General features: G+C 64.7%; 17 protein-coding genes. 13 read left to right on the forward strand and 4 right to left on the reverse strand.

The window, feature by feature from the left end; translation table 11 throughout:
• From AABA86_RS03000 to AABA86_RS03025, 6 genes are all read left to right on the forward strand, one after another.
• The gene (locus AABA86_RS03000; RefSeq protein ID WP_212245621.1) at positions 1–1,020 is read left to right on the forward strand and encodes a branched-chain amino acid ABC transporter permease; all 1,020 of its coding nucleotides are present in this window, start codon (positions 1–3) and stop codon (positions 1,018–1,020) included.
• Positions 1,021–1,050: 30 nt separating this feature from the next.
• Positions 1,051–2,286, forward strand: coding sequence for an ABC transporter substrate-binding protein (locus tag AABA86_RS03005; protein ID WP_212245623.1), 1,236 nt, complete (start codon positions 1,051–1,053; stop codon positions 2,284–2,286).
• A 120-nt stretch (positions 2,287–2,406) separates the two neighbouring features.
• Positions 2,407–3,633 carry an ABC transporter substrate-binding protein gene (locus tag AABA86_RS03010; protein WP_338305674.1) on the forward strand — a complete coding sequence of 409 codons (1,227 nt, stop codon included), beginning with the start codon at positions 2,407–2,409 and terminating at the stop codon, positions 3,631–3,633.
• 237 nt (positions 3,634–3,870) lie between these two features.
• Positions 3,871–5,100: an ABC transporter substrate-binding protein gene (locus AABA86_RS03015; RefSeq protein ID WP_338305676.1), complete on the forward strand. Its 1,230-nt coding sequence runs from the start codon at positions 3,871–3,873 to the stop codon at positions 5,098–5,100.
• A gap of 198 nt (positions 5,101–5,298) precedes the next feature.
• Positions 5,299–6,582: a glycerate kinase type-2 family protein gene (locus AABA86_RS03020; RefSeq protein WP_338305677.1), complete on the forward strand. Its 1,284-nt coding sequence runs from the start codon at positions 5,299–5,301 to the stop codon at positions 6,580–6,582.
• A gap of 212 nt (positions 6,583–6,794) precedes the next feature.
• On the forward strand, positions 6,795–8,891 hold the full coding sequence (locus AABA86_RS03025; RefSeq protein WP_338305678.1) for a putative bifunctional diguanylate cyclase/phosphodiesterase: 2,097 nt from the start codon (positions 6,795–6,797) through the stop codon (positions 8,889–8,891).
• 19 nt (positions 8,892–8,910) lie between these two features.
• On the opposite strand, the gene AABA86_RS03030 is transcribed toward AABA86_RS03025, so the two are convergent.
• Positions 8,911–9,444: a MarR family winged helix-turn-helix transcriptional regulator gene (locus AABA86_RS03030; protein WP_212245630.1), complete on the reverse strand. Its 534-nt coding sequence runs from the start codon at positions 9,442–9,444 to the stop codon at positions 8,911–8,913.
• Positions 9,445–9,620: 176 nt separating this feature from the next.
• On the opposite strand from AABA86_RS03030, the gene AABA86_RS03035 reads away from it, so the two are divergent.
• From AABA86_RS03035 to AABA86_RS03045, 3 genes are read left to right on the forward strand one after another with little or no spacing between them, the layout of a single operon-like run.
• The gene (locus AABA86_RS03035) at positions 9,621–10,661 is read left to right on the forward strand and encodes a branched-chain amino acid ABC transporter permease (protein ID WP_338305679.1); all 1,041 of its coding nucleotides are present in this window, start codon (positions 9,621–9,623) and stop codon (positions 10,659–10,661) included.
• A gap of 7 nt (positions 10,662–10,668) precedes the next feature.
• Entirely contained in the window at positions 10,669–12,438 is a 1,770-nt protein-coding gene (locus tag AABA86_RS03040; protein ID WP_212245632.1) for a branched-chain amino acid ABC transporter ATP-binding protein/permease, read from the forward strand.
• Entirely contained in the window at positions 12,435–13,166 is a 732-nt protein-coding gene (locus AABA86_RS03045; protein ID WP_212245633.1) for an ABC transporter ATP-binding protein, read from the forward strand. The genes AABA86_RS03040 and AABA86_RS03045 overlap by 4 nt, the downstream gene beginning before the upstream one ends.
• A gap of 182 nt (positions 13,167–13,348) precedes the next feature.
• Here the strand turns inward: AABA86_RS03045 and AABA86_RS03050 are convergent, their stop codons facing one another.
• On the reverse strand, positions 13,349–13,975 hold the full coding sequence (locus AABA86_RS03050) for a pyridoxamine 5'-phosphate oxidase family protein (RefSeq protein WP_338305681.1): 627 nt from the start codon (positions 13,973–13,975) through the stop codon (positions 13,349–13,351).
• A 118-nt stretch (positions 13,976–14,093) separates the two neighbouring features.
• Between AABA86_RS03050 and AABA86_RS03055 the strand changes: the two genes are divergently transcribed.
• Positions 14,094–14,978 (forward strand): LysR family transcriptional regulator, encoded by an 885-nt coding sequence (locus tag AABA86_RS03055; RefSeq protein WP_338305682.1) that lies wholly within the window; start codon positions 14,094–14,096, stop codon positions 14,976–14,978.
• 139 nt (positions 14,979–15,117) lie between these two features.
• On the opposite strand, the gene AABA86_RS03060 is transcribed toward AABA86_RS03055, so the two are convergent.
• Positions 15,118–15,537, reverse strand: coding sequence for a PaaI family thioesterase (locus AABA86_RS03060; protein WP_212245641.1), 420 nt, complete (start codon positions 15,535–15,537; stop codon positions 15,118–15,120).
• Positions 15,538–15,800: 263 nt separating this feature from the next.
• Positions 15,801–16,970 carry a 4-hydroxybenzoate 3-monooxygenase gene (gene pobA, locus AABA86_RS03065; RefSeq protein ID WP_338305683.1) on the reverse strand — a complete coding sequence of 390 codons (1,170 nt, stop codon included), beginning with the start codon at positions 16,968–16,970 and terminating at the stop codon, positions 15,801–15,803.
• Between the two features lie 263 nt (positions 16,971–17,233).
• On the opposite strand from pobA, the gene AABA86_RS03070 reads away from it, so the two are divergent.
• From AABA86_RS03070 to AABA86_RS03080, 3 genes are all read left to right on the forward strand, one after another.
• On the forward strand, positions 17,234–18,250 hold the full coding sequence (locus AABA86_RS03070; protein ID WP_338305684.1) for a TRAP transporter substrate-binding protein: 1,017 nt from the start codon (positions 17,234–17,236) through the stop codon (positions 18,248–18,250).
• A gap of 223 nt (positions 18,251–18,473) precedes the next feature.
• Positions 18,474–18,983: a TRAP transporter small permease gene (locus AABA86_RS03075; protein WP_338305685.1), complete on the forward strand. Its 510-nt coding sequence runs from the start codon at positions 18,474–18,476 to the stop codon at positions 18,981–18,983.
• 2 nt (positions 18,984–18,985) lie between these two features.
• Positions 18,986–20,305: a TRAP transporter large permease gene (locus tag AABA86_RS03080; RefSeq protein ID WP_338305686.1), complete on the forward strand. Its 1,320-nt coding sequence runs from the start codon at positions 18,986–18,988 to the stop codon at positions 20,303–20,305.
• Positions 20,306–20,308: the final 3 nt, after the last annotated feature.

The following is a 20,308-nucleotide window of genomic DNA, read 5'->3' on the forward strand; positions in this document are numbered from 1 at the left end:
ATGAGCGCTGCAGAAGAAGTCGTTGCAGAAGGCCACCAGGCGGTCGAGGCGGTTCCGAAGCGGGCCATGACGCTGGGTACCGGCACCTCGCTGGTGGTGCTCGCGGCGCTGCTCATCATGCCCCTCTTCGTCAAGAACTTCATCATCTTCCAGATGACGATGCTCCTGATCTACGGGCTCGCGGTGCTGGCGCTGAACATCCTGACCGGCGGCTCCGGCCAGTTCTCGCTCGGCCAGAGCGCTTTCTACGCCGTCGGCGCCTATACGACCGCGGTGCTGATGGAGCACTTCAACATCAACTACGCGCTGACCCTGCCGGTCGCCGGCGTGGTCTGCTTCGGCTTCGGCTTCCTGTTCGGGCAGCCGGCGCTGCGACTCTCCGGCGTCTATCTCGCGCTCGCGACCTTCGCCCTTGCGACCGCGATGCCCCAATTGCTCAAGTTGAACTTCCTCGAGCACTGGACCGGCGGCGTGCAGGGCCTCGTCGTCACCAAGCCGGACGCACCGTTCGGGCTGCCGATGTCGCAGGACATGTGGCTGTACTACTTCACGCTCGTGGTCGTGATCGCGATCTACATCTTCGCGGTGAACCTGCTGCGGTCCCGCTCGGGCCGCGCCTTCATGGCGATCCGCGACAACGAGATCGCGGCCTCCTCAATGGGTGTCAACGTCGCGCTGTACAAGACGCTGGCTTTCGGCGTCTCCGCCGGCATCACCGGCGTTGCGGGCTCGCTCGGCGCCATCGCCGTGCAGTTCGTGGCGCCCGACAGCTACACCATCACGCTGGCGATCTCGCTGTTCCTCGGCATGGTCGTCGGCGGCGTCGGCTGGCTGCCCGGCTCGTTCGTCGGTGCGGCCTTCATCATCTTCGTGCCGAACATGGCGGAGAGCATTTCCAAGGGCCTCTCCGGCGCCGTGTTCGGCGTGCTGCTGTTCCTCGTCATCTACCTCGTGCCGCACGGCGCAAGGCAGATCGCGATCCTGGGCCAGCAATTCGTCGGCAAGCTCAAAAAGAACTGAAGTCCCGTTAAATTAAGCAAGGAGACCGAATTGCATTTTGGAAGAACACTGCGAGCCGCCGCGCTGGTCACGGCAACGGCGGCCATCACTCTCACCTCCGGCGCAGCACTCGCCCAAAAGAAATACGACACCGGCGCGAGTGACACCGAGATCAAGGTCGGCAACATCATGCCGTACAGCGGTCCGGCATCGGCCTACGGCATCATCGGCAAGACCGAGGAAGCCTACTTCAAGATGATCAACGACAAGGGCGGCATCAACGGCCGCAAGATCAACTTCGTCACCTATGACGACGGCTATTCGCCGCCGAAGGCCGTCGAGCAGGTCCGCAAGCTGGTCGAGAGCGACGAGGTGCTGGCCGTGTTCAATCCGCTCGGCACGCCCTCGAACAGCGCGATCCAGAAGTACCTCAACGCCAAGAAGATCCCGCAGCTGTTCGTCGCCACCGGCGCCACCAAGTGGAACGATCCGAAGAACTTTCCCTGGACCATCGGCTGGCAGCCTTCCTACCAGAGCGAAGCCCAGATCTACGCGAAATGGCTGATGAAGGAGAAGCCCGACGCCAAGGTCGCGATCCTCTATCAGAACGACGATTTCGGCAAAGACTACCTCAAGGGCACCAAGGACGGTCTCGGCGCCAAGGGCGCGTCCATGATCATCATGGAAGAGAGCTATGAGGTGTCCGAGCCGTCGATCGACGGCCATATCGTCAAGATCAAGGCCGCCAATCCCGACGTGCTGCTGATCTATGCGACGCCCAAGTTCGCCGCCCAGACCATCAAGAAGACGGCCGAGCTCAGCTGGAAGCCGCTCCAGATCCTCACCAACGTCTCGATCTCGGTCGGCAGCGTGATGAAGCCTGCCGGCTTCGAGAATGCACAGGGCGTACTGTCGGCCGCTTATGCCAAGGACTCCACCGATCCGCAGTGGGCCAACGACCCCGGCATGAAGAGGTGGAACGAGTTCGTCGACAAGTACATGCCGGGCGCCGACAAGTCCGACACCAGCATGGTCTATGGCTACGGCGCGGCCTCCACGCTGGCCAAGGTCCTGGAGATGTGCGGTGACGATCTCACCCGCGCCAATCTCATGAAGCAGGCGGCTTCGCTGAAGGATTTTGCGCCGGATACGCTCCTGCCCGGCGTCAAGATCAACACCAGCGCCACCGACTTCGCCCCGATTGCGCAGCTGCAGATGCAGCGCTTCAAGGGTGAGAAGTGGGAACTGTTCGGCGAGATCATCAGCGGCGACGTCGCCTCCGAGTGACGTGCTGACGCAATAGTCCGGCCCTCAAGAGCCCCCGCGAACGATCGCGGGGGCTTTTTGTTGACGGCAGGCGCCAATCTTGTTCAATGCGGCGCCGATCCAACTCGGGGTAGGAGAACAATGTCCGCCGTTCGTTTTCAGGTTGCGGCCCTCTGGACCGCGCTCGCTTTGTGCACTGCGATGAGCAGCCCGGCACTGGCACAGAAGACGTACGACACCGGCGCATCCGATACCGAGATCAGAATAGGCAACATCATGCCCTATAGCGGCCCGGCCTCGGCCTACGCCGCGATCGGCAAGGCCGAGGAAGCCTACTTCCGCAAGGTCAATGCCGAGGGCGGCATCAACGGGCGCAAGATCAAGTTCATCTCCTATGACGACGCCTATTCGCCGCCGAAGACGGTGGAGCAGGCGCGCAAGCTGGTCGAGAGCGACGGGGTGCTGCTGATCTTCGGCTCGCTCGGCACCTCCACCAACGGCGCCATCCGCAAATACATGAACGAGAAGAAGGTGCCGCAATTGTTCGTGGCGAGCGGCGCCTCGAAGTGGAACGATCCCCGGCAATATCCCTGGACCATGGGCTGGCAGCCGAGCTACGCGAGCGAAGCGCGCATCTACGCCAAGTACATCATGAAGGAGAGGCCGGACGGAAAGATCGGCGTGCTCTACCAGAACGACGATTTCGGCAAGGACTATCTGAAGGGGCTGAAGGATGGCCTCGGGCCCAAGGCCTCGATGATCGTGCTGGAAGACAGCTACGACACGTCGGAGCCGGCGATCGACGAGCGCGTCGTGAAGCTGAAGGCCTCGGGCGCCGACGTGTTCATCAGCATCACCACGCCGAAATTCGCCGCGCAGGCGATCAAGAAGGCGGCGGAGATCAACTGGCATCCGGTCCACATCGTCTCCAACGTCTCGGCCTCCGTCGGCGGCGTGATCGAGCCGGCGGGCCAGGAGATCTCGCAAGGCCTGCTGTCGGCGAGCTACACCAAGGACGGCTCCGATCCGCAGTGGAATGCCGACGACGGCATGAAGAAATTCTATAACTTCCTCGCGCAATATGATCCCAAGGCCAACAAGCTCGATGCCGGCGTCGTGTTCGGCTATGCCGCCGCGCAGACCATGGTGAAGGTGCTGCAGATGTGCGGCGACGACCTCACCCGCGAGAACGTCATGAGGCAGGCAGCCTCCTTGAAGGATTTCGAGCCCGACACGCTGCTGCCCGGCATCAGGATCAACACCGCGCCGGACAATTTCGCCCCGATCGAGCAGCTGCAGATGATGCGCTTCAAGGGCCGGAAATGGGAGCCGTTCGGCGACATCATCTCGAGCGAGATGGGCCACTGAAGCGACGCAACCCAAAATCGCTCCCGGATTGGTTAAACAACTCAAGACAGCCGGACCTTCTCGCAGTCGCACACGAGAGCCGGCCGCCCCTGACTACTAAAGACGCAGCCCCTGCGACGCCATCGCGGGGGCTTTCTGTTGAAGGCATCAGCCAAATCGTATTGAATTGCGGCAGCGTCGCCAAGAAAACCGAGACAAGAAAAGGGGCGCACACACCAAGAAAATAGGGAGATAGGAATGCCCGCTGTCACCGGCAAACTTGCGGCCGCGTCACTGGCGCTTGCGCTCGTTGCGGCCTCGGCCTCCACCGCATTGGCCCAGAAGAAATACGATACCGGCGCGACCGATACCGAGATCAAGATCGGCAACATCATGCCCTACAGCGGACCGGCCTCCGCCTACGGCATCATCGGGCGGACCGAAGCCGCCTATTTCAAGAAGATCAACGAAGAGGGCGGCATCAACGGCCGCAAGATCAATTTCGTCTCCTACGACGACGCCTATTCGCCGCCGAAGACGGTTGAGCAGGCACGCAAGCTGGTCGAGAGCGACGAGGTTCTGCTGATCTTCAATTCACTCGGCACGCCGCCGAACTCGGCGATCCAGAAATACATGAACTCGAAGAAGGTGCCGCAGCTGTTCGTCGCGACCGGCGCCACCAAATGGAACGATCCGCAGAACTTCCCCTGGACCATGGGCTGGCAGCCCAATTACCAGAGCGAGACACAGATCTACGCGAAATACATCCTGAAGGAGATGCCGAATGCCAAGATCGGCGTGCTCTACCAGAACGACGATTACGGCAAGGACTACCTGAAGGGCCTGAAAGACGGGCTCGGCGCCAAGGCCGCGAGCATGATCGTGCTGGAGGAAAGCTACGAGACCTCCGAACCGACGATCGACAACCACATCGTGAAGCTGAAGGCGACCGGCGCCGACGTCTTCATCAACATCACCACGCCGAAGTTCGCGGCGCAGGCGATCAAGAAGATCTCCGAAATCGGCTGGAAGCCGACCCACTTCCTCAACAATGTCTCGGCCTCGGTCGGCAGCGTGATCAAGCCCGCCGGCTTCGAGAATTCGCAGGACATCATTTCGGCTGCCTACCTGAAGGACGTGTCGGATCCTCAGTGGAAGGACGACGCCGGCATGAAGGGTTTCCTGGAGTTCATGACGAAATACTTCCCTGAAGGTGACAAGCTCGACGGCGGCACCATCGTCGGTTACGGCGTAGCGCAGACGCTGGTGGAAGCGCTGAAGAAGTGCGGCGACAATCTCACGCGCGAGAACGTCATGAAGCAGGCGGCGAGCCTGAAGGACTTCCGCACCGAGGTGCTGCTGCCCGGCATCAAGATCAACACCGGCGCGAACGACTTCGCACCGATCAGCTCGCTTCAGCTCATGAAGTTCAAGGGCGAGAAGTGGGATCTGTTCGGCGACGTCATCAGCGCTGACGCCGGCGGCTAGCCTCCAGCCGGATCGCAATGTTCAAAAGGGCCCTCCGCGAGATCATCGCGGAGGGCTTTTTGCTACGCGGCGATTATGATCACGCGATTGCATATTCGAATGATGACACAGCCGGCTTACGCTTTGGCCGCCGATGCGCTAGGCAGGTGAACGGCGGCGTGTGTCGCCAGTTTGTTCCGTCTGCCGAAGGCCATCGTCATGACCGACCGACGTCCCCTGCTCCGCGCGCTCTACGACGCCGCCGTTGCCGCCGCCCATCCCAATGTGGTGCTGGCGCCGCATTTGGGGCCCGCGCCGAAAGGACGCGTGATCTGCCTCGCCGCCGGCAAGGGCGCGGGCGCCATGGCCGCGACGGCCGAGCGGCATTATCTCGACACGCTCAAGCTGGCGCCGGAGCGGCTCGTCGGCATCGCCACCACGCGTCACGGCTACGGCGTGCCGACGCGCCGCATCCGCGTGGTCGAGGCCGGCCATCCCGTGCCGGATGAGGCTGGCCTCAAGGGCGCGGCCGACACGCTCGCGCTCGCAGGCGAGGCCGGGCCGGATGATCTGCTGCTGGTGCTGCTCACCGGCGGCGGCTCGGCGAACTGGATCGCGCCCAGCGACGGCATCAGCTTCGCGCAGAAGCAGGCGGTCAACAAGGCGCTGCTGCGCTCGGGCGCGCCGATCGGCGAGATGAATGTCGTCAGGAAGCATCTGTCGCGGATCAAGGGCGGCCGGCTGGCGCGCGCCGGCAAGAACGCCGCCGGGATCGTGACGCTCGCGATCTCGGACGTGCCGCATGACGACGCTTCCGCGATCGCATCCGGCCCGACCGTGCCTGATCCGACCACGCTGGCCGATGCGCGCGCCATCGTCGCTAAATACAGGCTCGACATCGACGATGCCGTGCGCCGCGCGCTCGACGATCCCGCCAATGAAAGCTGCAAGCCCGGCGATGCCGCCTTCGCGCGCGCGCATTTCGAATTGATCGCGCGGCCCAAGCAGTCGCTCGACGCCGCGGTGAAGCTCGCGCGCGAGTCCGGCTACGAGACCATCGACCTCGGCGCCGACCTCGAGGGCGAGGCGCGCGAGGTCGCCGCCGCTCACGCCAGGCTGGCTCTGCAAGCGCGCGCGCAAGGCAAGCGCCTTGCGATCCTCTCCGGCGGCGAGCTCACGGTGACCGTGCGCGGCAATGGGCGCGGCGGGCCGAACCAGGAATACGCGCTGGCGCTGGCGTCGTTATTGAAGGACACGCCCGACATCTCGGCGCTGGCCGGCGACACCGACGGCGCCGATGGCGGCGCCGGCAACCCCACCGACCCCGCCGGGGCACTGATCGACGCGGCGACGTTCGCAAAGATGAAGGCGCAGGGACTTCAGCCGCAAGCGTACCTGGACAACAACGACGCCACTGCGTTCTTCGAGGCGACCGGCGACCTGCTGCTGCCCGGCCCGACACTGACCAACGTGAATGACATCAGGGTGATCCTCGTCGACTGACGCCGGACATCGATGGCCGTAGGCTCGGCGGGTGTTCTCGCGCCCGCATAGTTAATGGTGTCTTGAGCCCGGCGCCGCCATTTCCGTGATCGCCGCCCCGCCCTTAACTTCGCATTCGCCGCAGTTTCAGGAATGTGCCTCGGAGCCCGGCAAATCGTTGGGTTCATGCATCACCGCCTGCTCTAATCCGCGTTGGTCCGGGGACAACGCGCATGGCGGATAGAGATCAGGAGGTCGCAGGCACTGACCCGCTCGCGCTCGGCGAGCTGCTGACCTGCGCCGCCAATAATCTGTGGCTCGGGATCATCCTCTTCGGCAGCGACCGCAAGGTCATCTTCTGCAATCCGCGCTACAGGGAGATGTACGCGCTCGCGCCCGAGCAGGTGGGCCCGGGCACGCCGATCAAGGACCTGATCGTGCATCGGCTCAAACTGGGCCTGAACATCCGCGGCGAAGCCGGCGCCTATGTCCGCGCCCGGACGGAGGGCGCGGTCGCCAGCGAGCAGAACGTCCAGCAATTCGCCGACGGAAGGATCATCGCCTACACCATCCATCCCCTGCCCGGCGGCGGCGGCATGGCGACCCATGAGGACATTACCGAGCGCGAGGAGCTCAGTGCGCAGCTGCAGGAGCGCAATCTCCAGTTCGACATCGCGATCAACAACATGTCGCACGGGCTCTGCTTCTTCGACGCCAACCATCGGCTGCTGGTCTGCAATTCGCACTATGTCGACATGTACGGCCTGCCGCCCAGCCGCGTTCGTCCGGGCACGCCGCTCCAGGAGATCCTGGACCTGCGCTTCGAGGTCGGGAGCGTGCCGGCGATGACGCGGGAGGAATACGCCACATGGCGGACGAGCGTCGCAACCTCGGCCGAAGCCACCGACAGCATCGTCGAGATGCGCAACGGGCGCACCTTCAAGATCAGGCATCGGCCGATGCCCGACCTCGGCTGGGTCGCGACCCACGAAGACATCACCGAGCAACGCAAGGCGGAATTGCAGATCGCGCATATGGCGCATCACGACGCGCTGACGGACCTCGCCAATCGCGTCCTGTTCGGCCAGCGCCTCAAGCAGGTGCTCGAACAGGGCGGGATGTTCGCGGTCCACCACATCGACCTCGACAAGTTCAAGGCGGTCAACGACACGCTGGGCCATCAGGCCGGCGACACCCTGCTGCAGGATGTCGCCCGCCGCCTCAGCCAGCTGGTGCGAGGCAGCGACACCGTCGCGCGCATGGGCGGCGATGAATTCGTGATCCTCCAGACGCCGATTTCCGACCGGAACGAGGCGGACCTGCTGGCGCGTGATGTCGTGAGCAAGCTGAGCGCACCGTTCGGGCTCGACGGACACCAGGCGGTTGCGAGCGCGAGCATCGGGATCGCCATTGCGCCGGGCGACGGGTCGACGCCCGAGCAACTCCTGCACAATGCCGACCTCGCCTTGTATCGCGCCAAGAGCGACGGCCGCGGCGTGCACCGCTTCTTCGAACCGGCCATGGACGCAGAGGCGCAGGGCCGCCGTGCGCTGGAGCAGGATTTGCGCGAGGGCCTTGCGGCAGGCGAGTTCGAGCTGCACTACCAGCCGATCGTCAAGACCTGCGGCCGCGTGATCTGCGGGTTCGAAGCCCTGATCCGCTGGCGACATCCACGGCGCGGACTGGTCGCGCCGAGCAGCTTCATCCCGCTTGCCGAAGAGATCGGCCTGATCGTGCCGATCGGAGAATGGGTGATCCGGCAGGCCTGCGCCACTGCGAGCCGGTGGCCGGGTCATCTGCACGTCGCCGTCAACATCTCGGCGGTGCAGTTCCGTCAGCCGGGCCTGACCGATGTGATCGTGGGCGCGCTGGCGGCCTCCGGGCTCGACCCGCGGCGGCTCGAGATCGAGATCACGGAAAGCGTTCTGCTGCAGGACCGGAACGCGACGCTGGCGACGCTGCACCAGCTCCGCGCGCTCGGCATCAGGATCGCCATGGACGATTTCGGCACCGGCTATTCGTCACTGACCTATCTGCAGTGCTTCCCCTTCGACAAGATCAAGATCGACCGGTCGTTCGTCAGCGGCGTCGGAAACGATGCAGGGTCTCTCAGCATCGTGCGGGCGGTGGCGGCGCTGGCGCGCGGGATGGGCATGACGACCACGGCCGAGGGCGTCGAAACCGACGAACAGCGGGAACGGATCGCGGCGGAGGGCTGCACGGAAATGCAGGGCTATCTGTTCAGCCGCCCCCTGCCCGCTGCAGAGATCGAACGCCGTTTCCTAGGCGCGGACGCGCCGGCCCTGCCGGACCGGTTCGCCGCGGCGTAACCGGCGCCTGCCTGATTCCCTAGAACTCGTTCGCGACCTTCGCGAGCATCGCGATGAGGGCTTCGCGGTTGGCCTGCCCGAGCAGCTCGTTCAGCCGGGCCTCGTGCTTGGTGGCGACGAGCTTCTTGGCGCGGGCCAGCACCGCCTTGCCCTTGTCGGTCAGCACCAGGATGTGCGAGCGGCGGTCGTTGGTGGAGCGGATCCGCGCGCATAGGTCGCGGCTCTCGAGATTGTCGAGCATGGCCACGAAGTTCGGCCTGAGGATGCCGAGGGTGGAGGCGATCTCGGTCTGGTTACGGCCCGGGTTCTTCTCGACCAGCAGCAGCACGGAAAACTGCGCCGGCGTGAGCTGGAGCGAGGCCATGCAGCGCAGGAAGTTCTCGAACACCTTGAGCTGCGCCCGCTTCAGCACGTAGCCGAGCTGCTCCGAGAGCTCGCCGAGCTGGAGCGCTTCGCCAGCCCCCTGACTCTGCACCTCGGCCGCGTCCTTGCGGCCCTTGGCCGTGTCGGCAGGCTTTTCGGAGGACTTTTCAGCGGCTTTGGAAACGGTCATCGCCTCGTGCTCGTATTCCCGCTAAATTCGGGAGGGATCGTTCCCGCCCTTGAAGTTATATTTGATAATTGTTATGGACCATATCAAATATCGCATGCGTTTTTCAATGGCTGTGAGCGGACCGTCCACCACAATCGCGGGGACCGGTCCGTAATCTTTAGGGGGAGCGTCCGGTCTTGAATACCACCATCATGCTGTTCCTGGTGCAGGACGGCATCACCAATGGCGCGATCTATGCGCTGCTCGGCCTGGCGCTCGTGCTGGTGTTCGCCGTCACCCGCGTCATCCTCATTCCCCAGGGCGAATTCGTCACCTACGGCGCGCTGACCTATGCGTCGCTCGCCGCGGGCCAGATGCCGGGCACGGCCAAGCTCGCGCTCGCGCTGGGCGTCGGCGCCTTCGCCTTCGACCTGTTCGTCGCACGCAAGGCGCTGCACGGGCGCCTGGTCGTCCGCAGCGGCCTCACCAATATCGTGCTGCCGGCCATCGTGCTGGCGCTGACGGTTTACTTCGCCGCCCAGAAGCCGCCGGTCGCGGTCTCAATCGCGCTGTCGCTGGTGATCGTGGCGATGATCGGCCTCTATCTCTACCGCGTCGCATTCCAGCCGCTGGCACACACTTCCGTGCTGGTGCTGCTGATCGCATCCGTGGGCGTCCACCTGGCGCTGCAGGGACTGGGCCTGCTGTTCTTCGGCGCCGAAGGCCAGCGCGGACCTGCCGTGCTGTCCGGCTCCTTCACCGCCGGCGCACTGCGCTTCACCGGCCAGAGCCTCACCGTCTACGGCATCACCATCGCCTTCATCGTTGGGCTCTGGCTGTTCTTCGGCCTGACACTCTACGGCAAGGCGCTGCGCGCGACCGCCGTGAACCGGCTCGGGGCGCGCCTCGCCGGCATCCGCACCACGCTGTCGGGGCAGATCGCCTTTCTGCTGGCATCCGTCATCGGCGCGTTGTCGGGCATCATGATCGTGCCGATCACGACGCTCTACTATGACAGCGGCTTCCTGATCGGCCTGAAGGGCTTCGTCGCCGCGATCATCGGTGGCCTCGTCAGCTATCCCCTCACCGCCGCCGCGGCGCTGGTCGTCGGCCTCGTCGAGGCGTTCTCGTCCTTCTATGCCTCCAACTACAAGGAGGTGATCGTTTTCATGCTGCTGATCCCCGTGCTGCTGCTGCGCTCGCTCGCCGCGCCCGCCGTCGAAGAAGAGAAGGACTGAGGCTGAAATGCAGAGCCGCCTTCCCATCATCGTCTTCGCAGCCGTCATGGCCGCGATCCCGTTTGTCCCCGGCATGCCTCCGTTCTGGATCGTGCTGCTCGACAATATCGGCCTCGCGGCCCTCGTCGCGATGGGCCTCGTGCTGCTGACCGGCGTCGGCGGCCTGACCTCGTTCGGACAGGCAGCCTTCGTCGGCTTCGGCGCCTACACCACCGCGGTGCTGTCGACGGCCTACGGCCTGTCGCCCTGGCTGACGCTGCCGCTGTCGCTATTGGTCAGCGGATCGCTGGCGGTGCTGCTCGGGCTGATCACCGTCCGCCTCTCCGGCCATTATCTGCCGCTCGGCACGCTCGCCTGGGGGCTCGGGCTGTTCTATCTCTTCAGCAAGCTGGAGTTTCTCGGTCGTAACGACGGCATCTCGGCGATCCCGCCGCTGTCGATCGGCACATTCAAGATGCTCTCGCCCGGCTCGATCTATTACGCGATCTGGGTCGCCGTGATCCTCTCGGCGCTGCTGACGATGAACCTCTTGGATTCCCGCACCGGCCGCGCCATCCGTGCGCTGCGCCGCGGCCATGTCGCAGCCGAGGCGTTCGGCGTGCACACGCCGCGTGCCAAATTGCTGGTGTTCATCCATGCCGCGGTGCTCGCCGGCCTCTCGGGTTGGCTCTACGCGCATCTCCAGCGCGCGGTGAACCCGACGCCGTTCGGCGCACAAGCCGGCATCGAATATCTCTTCATCGCGGTGGTCGGCGGCGCCGGCTATGTCTGGGGCGGGGTCCTGGGCGCGGCGATCGTCGTGGTCCTGAAAGAGGTGCTGCAGAGCTATTTGCCGCTGATCCTGCCCGGCTCCGGACAGGTCGAGACCATCGTGTTCGGCATCATGCTGGTGGCGCTGTTGCAACTTGCGCCCGGCGGCCTGTGGCCGTGGCTGATGTCGTTCCTGCCGGAGCGGACCAGCGGCAAGAAGCCGGACACCTCGCTGAAGCTGGAGCAGCGTCCGCGCGCGCCCGGCGAGTCCGACATCCTGCTCCAGGTCGACAAGGCGCGAAAGCAGTTCGGCGGCGTGGTCGCCGTCAACAACGTCTCCTTCGACGTCCAGGCACGCGAGATCGTCGCGCTGATCGGCCCAAACGGCGCCGGCAAGAGCACGACCTTCAACCTGATCACCGGCGTGCTGTCGGCCACGTCAGGCTCGGTCTCGGTGCTCGGCAAGAAGGTCGACAAGGCGCCGCCGCAGGAGATCGTCAAGCTCGGCATCAGCAGGACCTTCCAGCACGTGAAGCTGGTCCCTGACATGACCGTGCTGGAGAACGTCGCGATCGGCGCGCATCTGCGCGGCCATTCCGGGCCGATCGCGTCGATGCTGCGGCTCGACCGCGCCGACGAGGCCAAACTGCTCGCGGAGGCCGCCCGCCAGATCGAGCGCGTCGGCCTTGCCGACCAGATGCATCAGCTCGCAGGCAGCCTCTCGCTCGGCCAGCAGCGCATCGTCGAGATCGCCCGCGCGCTCTGCGTCGATCCGATGCTGCTGCTGCTCGACGAGCCGGCCGCCGGCCTGCGCCACATGGAGAAGCAGCAGCTCGCCAAGCTGCTGCGGGACTTGCGCGACGGCGGCATGAGCGTCCTCCTGGTCGAGCACGACATGGGCTTCGTGATGAACCTCGCCGACCGCATCGTGGTGCTCGATTTCGGCACCAAGATCGCCGAAGGCACCCCCGCCACGATCAAGACCAATCCCGAAGTGATCAAGGCCTATCTCGGAGTGGCGGCATGAGCGCGCTGTTGTCGGTCACCGACGCCCATGTCGCCTATGGCAAGGTCGAGGCGGTGCGCTCGGTCTCGCTCGAGGTCGGCGCGAATGAGATCGTCACCATCGTCGGCGCCAATGGCGCCGGCAAGACCACGCTGCTCTCCGCCATCATGGGCATCCTGCCGCTGAAAGGCCGGGTCACTTTTGCCGGCCAGGATCTCGCCCGGCTCGACATCGAGGACCGCGTCGCGATGGGGCTCGGCCTCGTCCCGGAGCACCGCGAATTGTTCGTGACCATGAATGTCGAGGACAATCTCGAGCTCGGCGCCTTCCGCATCGAGCGGAGCAAGGCGAAGGCCTCGATGGAGCGGGTCTACACGCTGTTTCCGCGGCTGAAGGAGCGGCGCAAGCAGTTCGCCGGCACGCTCTCCGGCGGCGAGCAGCAGATGCTCGCGATGGGCCGTGCGTTGATGGGCGAGCCGAAACTGCTGATGCTGGACGAGCCGAGCCTCGGCCTTGCCCCGATCATCGTCGCCGACATCTTCCGCATCGTCACCGAGCTTCGCGCCAGCGGCGTCTCCGTGCTGCTGGTCGAGCAGAACGCGCAGGCCGCGCTGAAGATCGCGGACCAGGCCTATGTGATGGAACTCGGCGAGTTCGTGCTCTCCGGCAAGGCGAGCGATATCGCCGCGAACGAGCGCGTCGCGGCGAGCTATCTCGGCTTCCAGCATGAAGGCACGAGTGCGATTTAGGTCTGAGACCTTCCCGCGAATTCATCCGTCATCGTCCGCCTTGTGCGCGCTTGCGCACTGGTGCGGACGATCCAGTATCCCAGAGGCGGCTGTGCTCGAACCGAGATGCCTCGGCGTACTGGATGCCCCGCCTTCGCGGGGCATGACACCAGTGGGGTACGGGGAGAGGCGAAGAGGGCCGCTCACCCCACCGCCTTCTCCCCCTTCAATGCCGCCACCTCCGCCTCCAGTTCCGCAATCCGCGCATCCCTCGCCGCCAGCGCTGCCGCGACATCGCCCGCATCGAACTTCTGCGGAATGTGCTGCGGGCAGTTTGTGTCCCAGGCCGCGATCTTGAACAGGATCACCTGCTCCGGCCGCGCGCGGTAGCCCTTCGGCATCAGCGACGTCGTCAGCGCTTCGTCGTCCTCGACGACGCGCGCCTCGCCCCAGATCTTCACCCGGCGGCGATGGGCGTAGTCCATCACGAAGATATAGGCCTTGGGATTCTCCGAGAGGTTGCCCTGGGTGATGAACTGCTGGTTGCCGGCATAGTCGGCAAAGGCGAGCGTCTGCTTGTCGAGGATCTTGAGGAAGCCCTTCGGGCCGCCGCGGTGCTGGATGTAAGGCTGGCCGTCCGCCGATGCGGTGGCGAAGTAAAAGCTGTTGGCCTCCGTCAGGAACGCCTCGAGGTTTTCATCGACCTCGGTGCGCCAGCCGCGCTGCTCAACGCGGCCATAGGCCTCGCGCGACCCCTTGCGCGCCTGGATCGCCTTCACCGCGGGGGTGAAGGCGACGTCGCTGGCATAGGTGTGGGCTGCTGTCGTCATCGGAACGTCTCCTAATTCCGGCGCATCGCTGCGTCTTCGCCCGCTAAAATGGACCTTTCGCCGGTCAAAACAATCTACCCGCTTGACACTTCATCGTTGCGATATAAGCAATAATGAGATGGACCGCCTCGAAGCCATGCACGTCTTCGTCACCGTTGCCGATCTGCGCGGCTTTGCGCCGGCGGCGCGCAAGCTGCACCTGTCGCCCTCGGCGGTAACGCGGCTGATCGCGGCGCTCGAGGAGCATCTCGGCGCCCGGCTGCTGCAGCGGACCACCCGGCAGGTGAGATTGACCGACGTCGGCACGCGCTATCTGGAGCGCGCGCGGCGCATCCTCGCCGATGTCGAGGAGGCCGACGGCTCGGCGCGGGAGGAGCGCCACCGGCCGAGCGGACGGTTGGTGGTATCGGCGCCGGTCGGCTTCGGCCGGCTGCATGTCGGGCCGGTCATGACCGACTATCTCAAGCGCTATCCCGAGGTCGGCGGGGAATTGCGCTTGTCCGACCATCTCGTCAATCTCGTGGAGGACGCCGTCGATGTCGCGGTGCGGATCGGTCATCTCGCCGATTCCTCGCTGGTGGCGCGCCAGGTCGGCGAGATGCGGCGGATCGTGGTGGCGACGCCGGGCTACCTGAAACGCCACGGCGAGCCGAGGACGCCGGAGGCGTTGCTCGAACACCAGACCATTCAGTTCGGGCCCTTCGCCAGCTGGCACTTCGTGCAGGACGGCCGCGACATCGAGGTCACGCCATCGCCCCGCTTCATCAGCAACAGCGCCGACGCCGCCCTGCAATACGCCGAGGCCGGCGGCGGGGTGACGCGCGTGCTGGCCTATCAAGCCGCCGAGGGGCTGAAGCGCGGACGGCTGAAAATCGTGCTGGCGACATACGAGCAGCCGGCGCTGCCGATCCACATCGTCTACCCGACCTCGCGGCTGCTCTCGGCCAAGGTGCGCGCGTTCGTCGATCTCGTGGTGGAGACGGCGGAGTGGAGGTTTGGGTAGGCGTGCCCCGGACGCATCGCAGCACGCAGTGATGCGATTGAGCCGGGGCCCAGAAGGCGGCGCGATATCATGTCGAGACATGGGTCCCGGCTCTGCGCAGCAGCGTTGCACGCTGCAGCGCGTCCGGGACACGGAGAGATCACCCCTTCTTCGGCACCACGCGGAACGTGCCGCTCGCCCTTGCGATCACGGCGTCGTCGGCCTTGATCAGGCACTGCGCGAAACAGATCGTCTTGCCGGTCTTGATCACGTCGCTCTCGATCGAACACCACTGGCCGATCTCGGCGGAGCCGACGAAATCGACCGAGAGCGAGACCGTCACGAACGACGTGGTCCAGTTCGTCACCAGCGCGCAGCTATAGCCCATGGCGTTGTCGGCGAGCGCCGTGATGAGGCCGCCGTGGATCAGGCCGCGGCCGTTGGTATGGGGTCTTGCCAGCCGCAGGCCGATGATGACGGCTTTGTCGGTGTTCTTCGAGTAAAGCGGCTCCCAGGGCTCGGTGAGAGGGCTCTTGCGGAACAGCGGCTCGAAGCCGGCGGGGATGTCGGTGGAGGTCATGGCGGTCTCGCGTGTGTGTGGCTGCCGCCATTGAACGCGATGTGGATGACGGTTTCACCGCCTACAAAGTTTTAAACGGCATTTGCGCGGGTGTTTGAAATGGGCGGTGTCGTTATCGCAAGCAAAGGCCGTAGGGTGGGTTAGCCGAAGGCGTAACCCACCACCGTCTGTATCCGCGGAAGCAGAAGAGGTGGGTTACGCCAAGCGATTGCGCTTCGCGCAATCGCAGGGCTAACCCACCCTACGGCACCAACTTCACCGCCCTAGAACGGCAGCCCCACGTAATTCTCCGACAGCGACGTCATCGCCGCCTGCGACTGCGTGACGTAGTCGAGCTCGGCGAGCTGGATGCGGGCGCCGATGCTGCCGGTGTCGGGGAATTTGTGCAGCATCGAGGTCATCCACCAGGAGAAGCGCACCGCCTTCCAGACCCGCGCCAGCGCCGTGGTGGAATAGGCGTCGAGGCCGGCGCTGGATTTCTCGTCGTAGAATTCGCGTAAGCCGTTCGACAGATAATGGGCATCGCTGGCAGCCAGGTTCAAGCCCTTGGCGCCGGTCGGCGGCACGATGTGGGCGGCGTCGCCGCACAGGAACAGCTTGCCGAAGCGCATCGGCTCGGCGACGAAGCTGCGCAGGGGCGCAATGCTCTTCTCGATCGACGGGCCCGTGACGAGGCTGTCGGCCGCCTCCTGGTCGAGCCGGCGCTTCAATTCGTCCCAGAAGCGGTCGTCCGGCCATTGGTCGACATGGTCGTCGAGCGAACACTGCACATAGTAGCGGCTGCGCCTGGTCGAGCGCATGGTGCAAAGCGCAAAGCCGCGGGCGTGGTTGGAGTAGATCAGCTCATCGCTGACCGGCGGCGTATCCGACAAAATGCCGAGCCAGCCGAACGGATAGATCCGCTCGAACTCCTCGATCGCGCCGGCCGGGACGCTGGCTCGGCTGACGCCGTGGAAACCGTCGCAGCCGGCGATGAAATCGCAGTCGATCTCGTGGGTGACGCCGTCCTTGACCCAGGTCACGCGCGGGTGACTGCCGTCGAAATCATGCGGCTGCACGTCCCTGGCCTCGTAGACCGAGACGAGACCGGCCGCTTTACGCGCGTTCATCAGGTCGAGCGTGACCTCGGTCTGGCCGTAGATCATGACCGTCTTGCCGGTCGCCGCCTTCATGTCGATGCGGTGACGGCGGCCGGAAAAGGCGAGCTCGATGCCTTCATGCACAAGGCCTTCGGCATGTGCCCGCGCACCGGCGCCGATCTGGTCGAGCAGCGCGACGGTTCCCTCCTCCAGCAGACCGGCGCGGATGCGGCCGAGCACGTAATCCGGGCTCTGGCGCTCCAGAATGACATTGTCGATGCCGTAGGCGTGCAGCAGTTGCCCAAGCAACAATCCGGCCGGTCCGGCCCCGATGATTGCGACCTTTGTCCGCAATACTTGCTCCTTCCGATCCTGTAGGCTTTCCTCGCGGCTCGCTTGTCGCATTGCTCCGCGCACGATAATTATATCATATAACGGTTGGGCAAAAGGGGAGGGCCGTCGCCGGGCAGCGACAAATCCATGCAGCATGGCTGACGCAGACGGCGCGGCGAAGTGCGCGCCAGTTCCGGCTTGAACGCGTCCGCCATTTAGATAACATGTTAATTAACGAGTCCGGGCCAACGAAGCCCGCCGTCGACAACAGGGAGAGACGTGTGATGAGGAAAGCCTGTCTGGCTTTGCTGCTGGCCGCAAGCGTGACGCCCGCTTTCGCGCAGGACAAGACCTTCGATTTGAAGATCTCGCACTGGGTGCCGGCTTCGCATCCGCTGCAGAAATCGCTGGAGGACTGGGCCGCCGCGGTCGAGAAGGATTCCGGCGGCACCATCAAGGGCAAGGTGTTTCCGGCCCAGCAGCTCGGCAAGGCGTTCGACCATTACGACATGGCGCGCGACGGCATCGCCGACGTCACCTATGTCAATCCCGGCTACCAGCCCGGCCGCTTCCCGATCGTCGGCGCCGGCGAGCTGCCGTTCCTGATCTCGGACGCCAAGGGCGGCTCGATGGGGCTGGACGCCTGGTATCGCAAATATGCCGAGAAGGAGATGAAGGACGTCAAATACTGTCTCGCCTTCGTCCACTCGCCCTCCTCCTTCCATTCCAAGAGCAAGAAGATCGTGCTGCCTGAGGACGTCAAGGGCTTGAAGATCCGCCCGGCGCACGCCACCATGGCGAACTTCGTGACCTCGCTCGGCGGCACCAACGTGCAGTCCTCGGCGCCCGAGGTGCGCGACATCATCGAGCGCGGCGTCGCCGACGGTGTCACCTTCCCCTGGGGCTCCCTCGTGCTGTTCGGCATCGACAAGGTGACCAAATACGACATGGAGGCGCCGCTCTACACCACGACCTTCGTGTTCGTGATCAACAAGGACAAGTACAACGCGATGTCCGACAAGCAGAAGGCCGCGATCGACAAGAACTGCTCGGTCGAGATGGCGGGCGTGGTCGGCGAGCACTGGGGCAAGTTCGAGGATGCCGGCATCGACAAGGTGAAGGCGGAATCCGGCCACGAGGTCTACAAGCTGACACCCGAACAGACCGCCGCCTGGAAGAAGGCGTCCGAGCCGCTGGTGAAGACCTGGAGTGACGGCGCCAAGAAGGCCGGAGCCGATCCGGACGCCGCGCTGACGGAGCTGAAGGCTTCGCTGAAGAAGTACAACGCGCTGGCGGAGTAACGGCGGGCTGCGGCACACTCGCGGCACCTCTCCCGCTTGCGGGAGAGGTCGGCGCATCCGGGCGATGCGAAGCATCGTCCCGCGCGCCGGGTGAGGGCTCCCTCCTCTTGGGGGGTTCTCGATCGTGGAAGCACCCTCTCCCCACCCCTCCCCCGCAAGCGGGGGAGGGAGCGCAGCTCCATCGCGGGCACACCTCGAACTCGTCGGAAGGACCCTTTTCCCCATGAAGCGCTCCTGGATGGACCGCGTCATCGACACGATCGAATGGATCGCGGCCGGCTTCGTCGGCATCGTCGCGCTCGACATCTTCCTGTCGGTGCTCTTGCGCAACACGCTGAATTATTCGATCCCCGATTCGTTCGACATCGGCCGCATGCTGCTCGGCATCCTCATCTTCTGGGGCATCGCCGCGACCTCCTATCGCGGCACCCATATCACGGTGGACCTGGTCTGGGGCAATGTCGGGCCGCGCCATCAGCGCTGGATCGACGTGTTCGCGACCCTGGTGCTGCTGTTCGTCGTGACCGTGCAGACCTGGACGCTGTTCGACAAGGTGCGCGGCACCTACAACGACAATGTCCTGACCTTCGACATGCACATGCCGACCTGGCCGTTCTTCGCGATCGCCTGGGTCGGCGACGTCTGCGCCGTGCTGCTGATCGCGATCCGCACCTACCGCCTGATCTTCCATCCCGAAGACATGCACGATCCCAAATTGAAGGCGATGGAGTAATCATGAGCACCGATGCCGTCGCCGTTCTCGGCTTCGTTTCCCTGTTTGTCCTGATGCTGCTGCGCGTGCCCGTCGGCATGGCCATGGGCCTCGTCGGCGTGTCCGGCTTCGCTTATCTCGTCAACGGCACGGCCGCGCTGAAGCTGGTCGGCCAGACCTCGATGCGCACGGTGACCGACTACACCTTCGGCGTCATCCCGATGTTCCTGCTGATGGGCTCGTTCGTGTCCAATTCCGGCATGAGCCGCGAGCTGTTCCGCGCCGCCAACGGTTTCGTCGGCCATTTGCGCGGCGGGCTCGGCATCGCCACCGTCGGCGCCTGCGGCGGCTTTGCCGCGATCTGCGGCTCGTCGGTCGCGACCGCCGCGACCTTCTCCGCCGTCGCCTACCCGGAGATGCGCCGCTTCGGCTATCCGCAATCGTTCGCCACCGGCGTGATCGCGGCCGGCGGCACGCTGGGCGCGATGCTGCCGCCCTCGACCGTGCTCGCGGTCTACGGCATCATCACCGAGCAGGACATCGGAAAGCTCTTCATCGCCGGCATCATCCCGGGCCTGCTCGCGATGAGCATGTACATGATCACGATCTTCCTGATCGGTTATTTCCGGCCCGACTTCCTGCCCAAGGGCAAGGTGACGCCGTGGCGCGAACGCTTTGCCGGGCTGAAGGAGATCTGGGCGCCGGTGCTGCTGTTCGTGTTCGTGATCGGCGGCCTCTACGGCCTGCCCTATTTGCCGCGCTTCACACCGACGGAAGCCGGCGGCGTCGGCGCCGCCGGCGCGTTCATCATCGGCGTGCTGACGGGCCGGCTCGACCGCGAGAAGATCCTGGCCTCGCTGCTCCAGGCGACGCGCACCGCGGCTGCCGTCTTCACCGTGCTGATCGGCGCGCTGATCTTCGGCTATTTCCTGACGGTGACGCAGACGCCGCAGAAGGTGACCGAATTCCTCACCGGCCTCGGTCTCGGCAGCTACGGCGTGCTGGCGCTGATCATGGTGATGTATCTCGTGCTCGGCTGCCTGATGGACGCCATGGCGATGATCATCCTCACCGTGCCGATCATCTTCCCCGTGATCACGCATCTCGGCTTCGACCCGATCTGGTTCGGCGTCATCATCGTCATGACCGTCGAGCTCGGCCTGATCCACCCGCCTGTGGGAATGAACGTCTTCGTCATCAAGAGCGTGGTGAAGGACGTGTCCTTCTCCACGATCTTCAAGGGCGTGATTCCGTTCGTGGTCACCGACCTGATCCGCCTCGTGATCCTGATCGCCTTCCCGCTGCTGGCGACCTGGCTGCCGACGCGGATGATGGCGAATTGACAG

This window comes from Bradyrhizobium sp. TM233 (assembly GCF_036247965.1).
GTDB lineage: Bacteria > Pseudomonadota > Alphaproteobacteria > Rhizobiales > Xanthobacteraceae > Bradyrhizobium > Bradyrhizobium ottawaense.

Excerpts from the sequence above, each read along its gene's own strand:
- AABA86_RS03000 (WP_212245621.1), top strand. The coding sequence starts at position 1 with ATGAGCGCTGCAGAAGAAGTCGTTGCAGAAGGCCACCAGGCGGTCGAG.
- AABA86_RS03010 (WP_338305674.1), top strand. The coding sequence starts at position 2,407 with ATGTCCGCCGTTCGTTTTCAGGTTGCGGCCCTCTGGACCGCGCTCGCT.
- AABA86_RS03015 (WP_338305676.1), top strand. The coding sequence starts at position 3,871 with ATGCCCGCTGTCACCGGCAAACTTGCGGCCGCGTCACTGGCGCTTGCG.
- AABA86_RS03020 (WP_338305677.1), top strand. The coding sequence starts at position 5,299 with ATGACCGACCGACGTCCCCTGCTCCGCGCGCTCTACGACGCCGCCGTT.
- AABA86_RS03025 (WP_338305678.1), top strand. The coding sequence starts at position 6,795 with ATGGCGGATAGAGATCAGGAGGTCGCAGGCACTGACCCGCTCGCGCTC.
- AABA86_RS03030 (WP_212245630.1), bottom strand. The coding sequence starts at position 9,444 with ATGACCGTTTCCAAAGCCGCTGAAAAGTCCTCCGAAAAGCCTGCCGAC.
- AABA86_RS03040 (WP_212245632.1), top strand. The coding sequence starts at position 10,669 with ATGCAGAGCCGCCTTCCCATCATCGTCTTCGCAGCCGTCATGGCCGCG.
- AABA86_RS03045 (WP_212245633.1), top strand. The coding sequence starts at position 12,435 with ATGAGCGCGCTGTTGTCGGTCACCGACGCCCATGTCGCCTATGGCAAG.
- AABA86_RS03050 (WP_338305681.1), bottom strand. The coding sequence starts at position 13,975 with ATGACGACAGCAGCCCACACCTATGCCAGCGACGTCGCCTTCACCCCC.
- AABA86_RS03055 (WP_338305682.1), top strand. The coding sequence starts at position 14,094 with ATGGACCGCCTCGAAGCCATGCACGTCTTCGTCACCGTTGCCGATCTG.
- AABA86_RS03060 (WP_212245641.1), bottom strand. The coding sequence starts at position 15,537 with ATGACCTCCACCGACATCCCCGCCGGCTTCGAGCCGCTGTTCCGCAAG.
- AABA86_RS03070 (WP_338305684.1), top strand. The coding sequence starts at position 17,234 with ATGAGGAAAGCCTGTCTGGCTTTGCTGCTGGCCGCAAGCGTGACGCCC.
- AABA86_RS03075 (WP_338305685.1), top strand. The coding sequence starts at position 18,474 with ATGAAGCGCTCCTGGATGGACCGCGTCATCGACACGATCGAATGGATC.
- AABA86_RS03080 (WP_338305686.1), top strand. The coding sequence starts at position 18,986 with ATGAGCACCGATGCCGTCGCCGTTCTCGGCTTCGTTTCCCTGTTTGTC.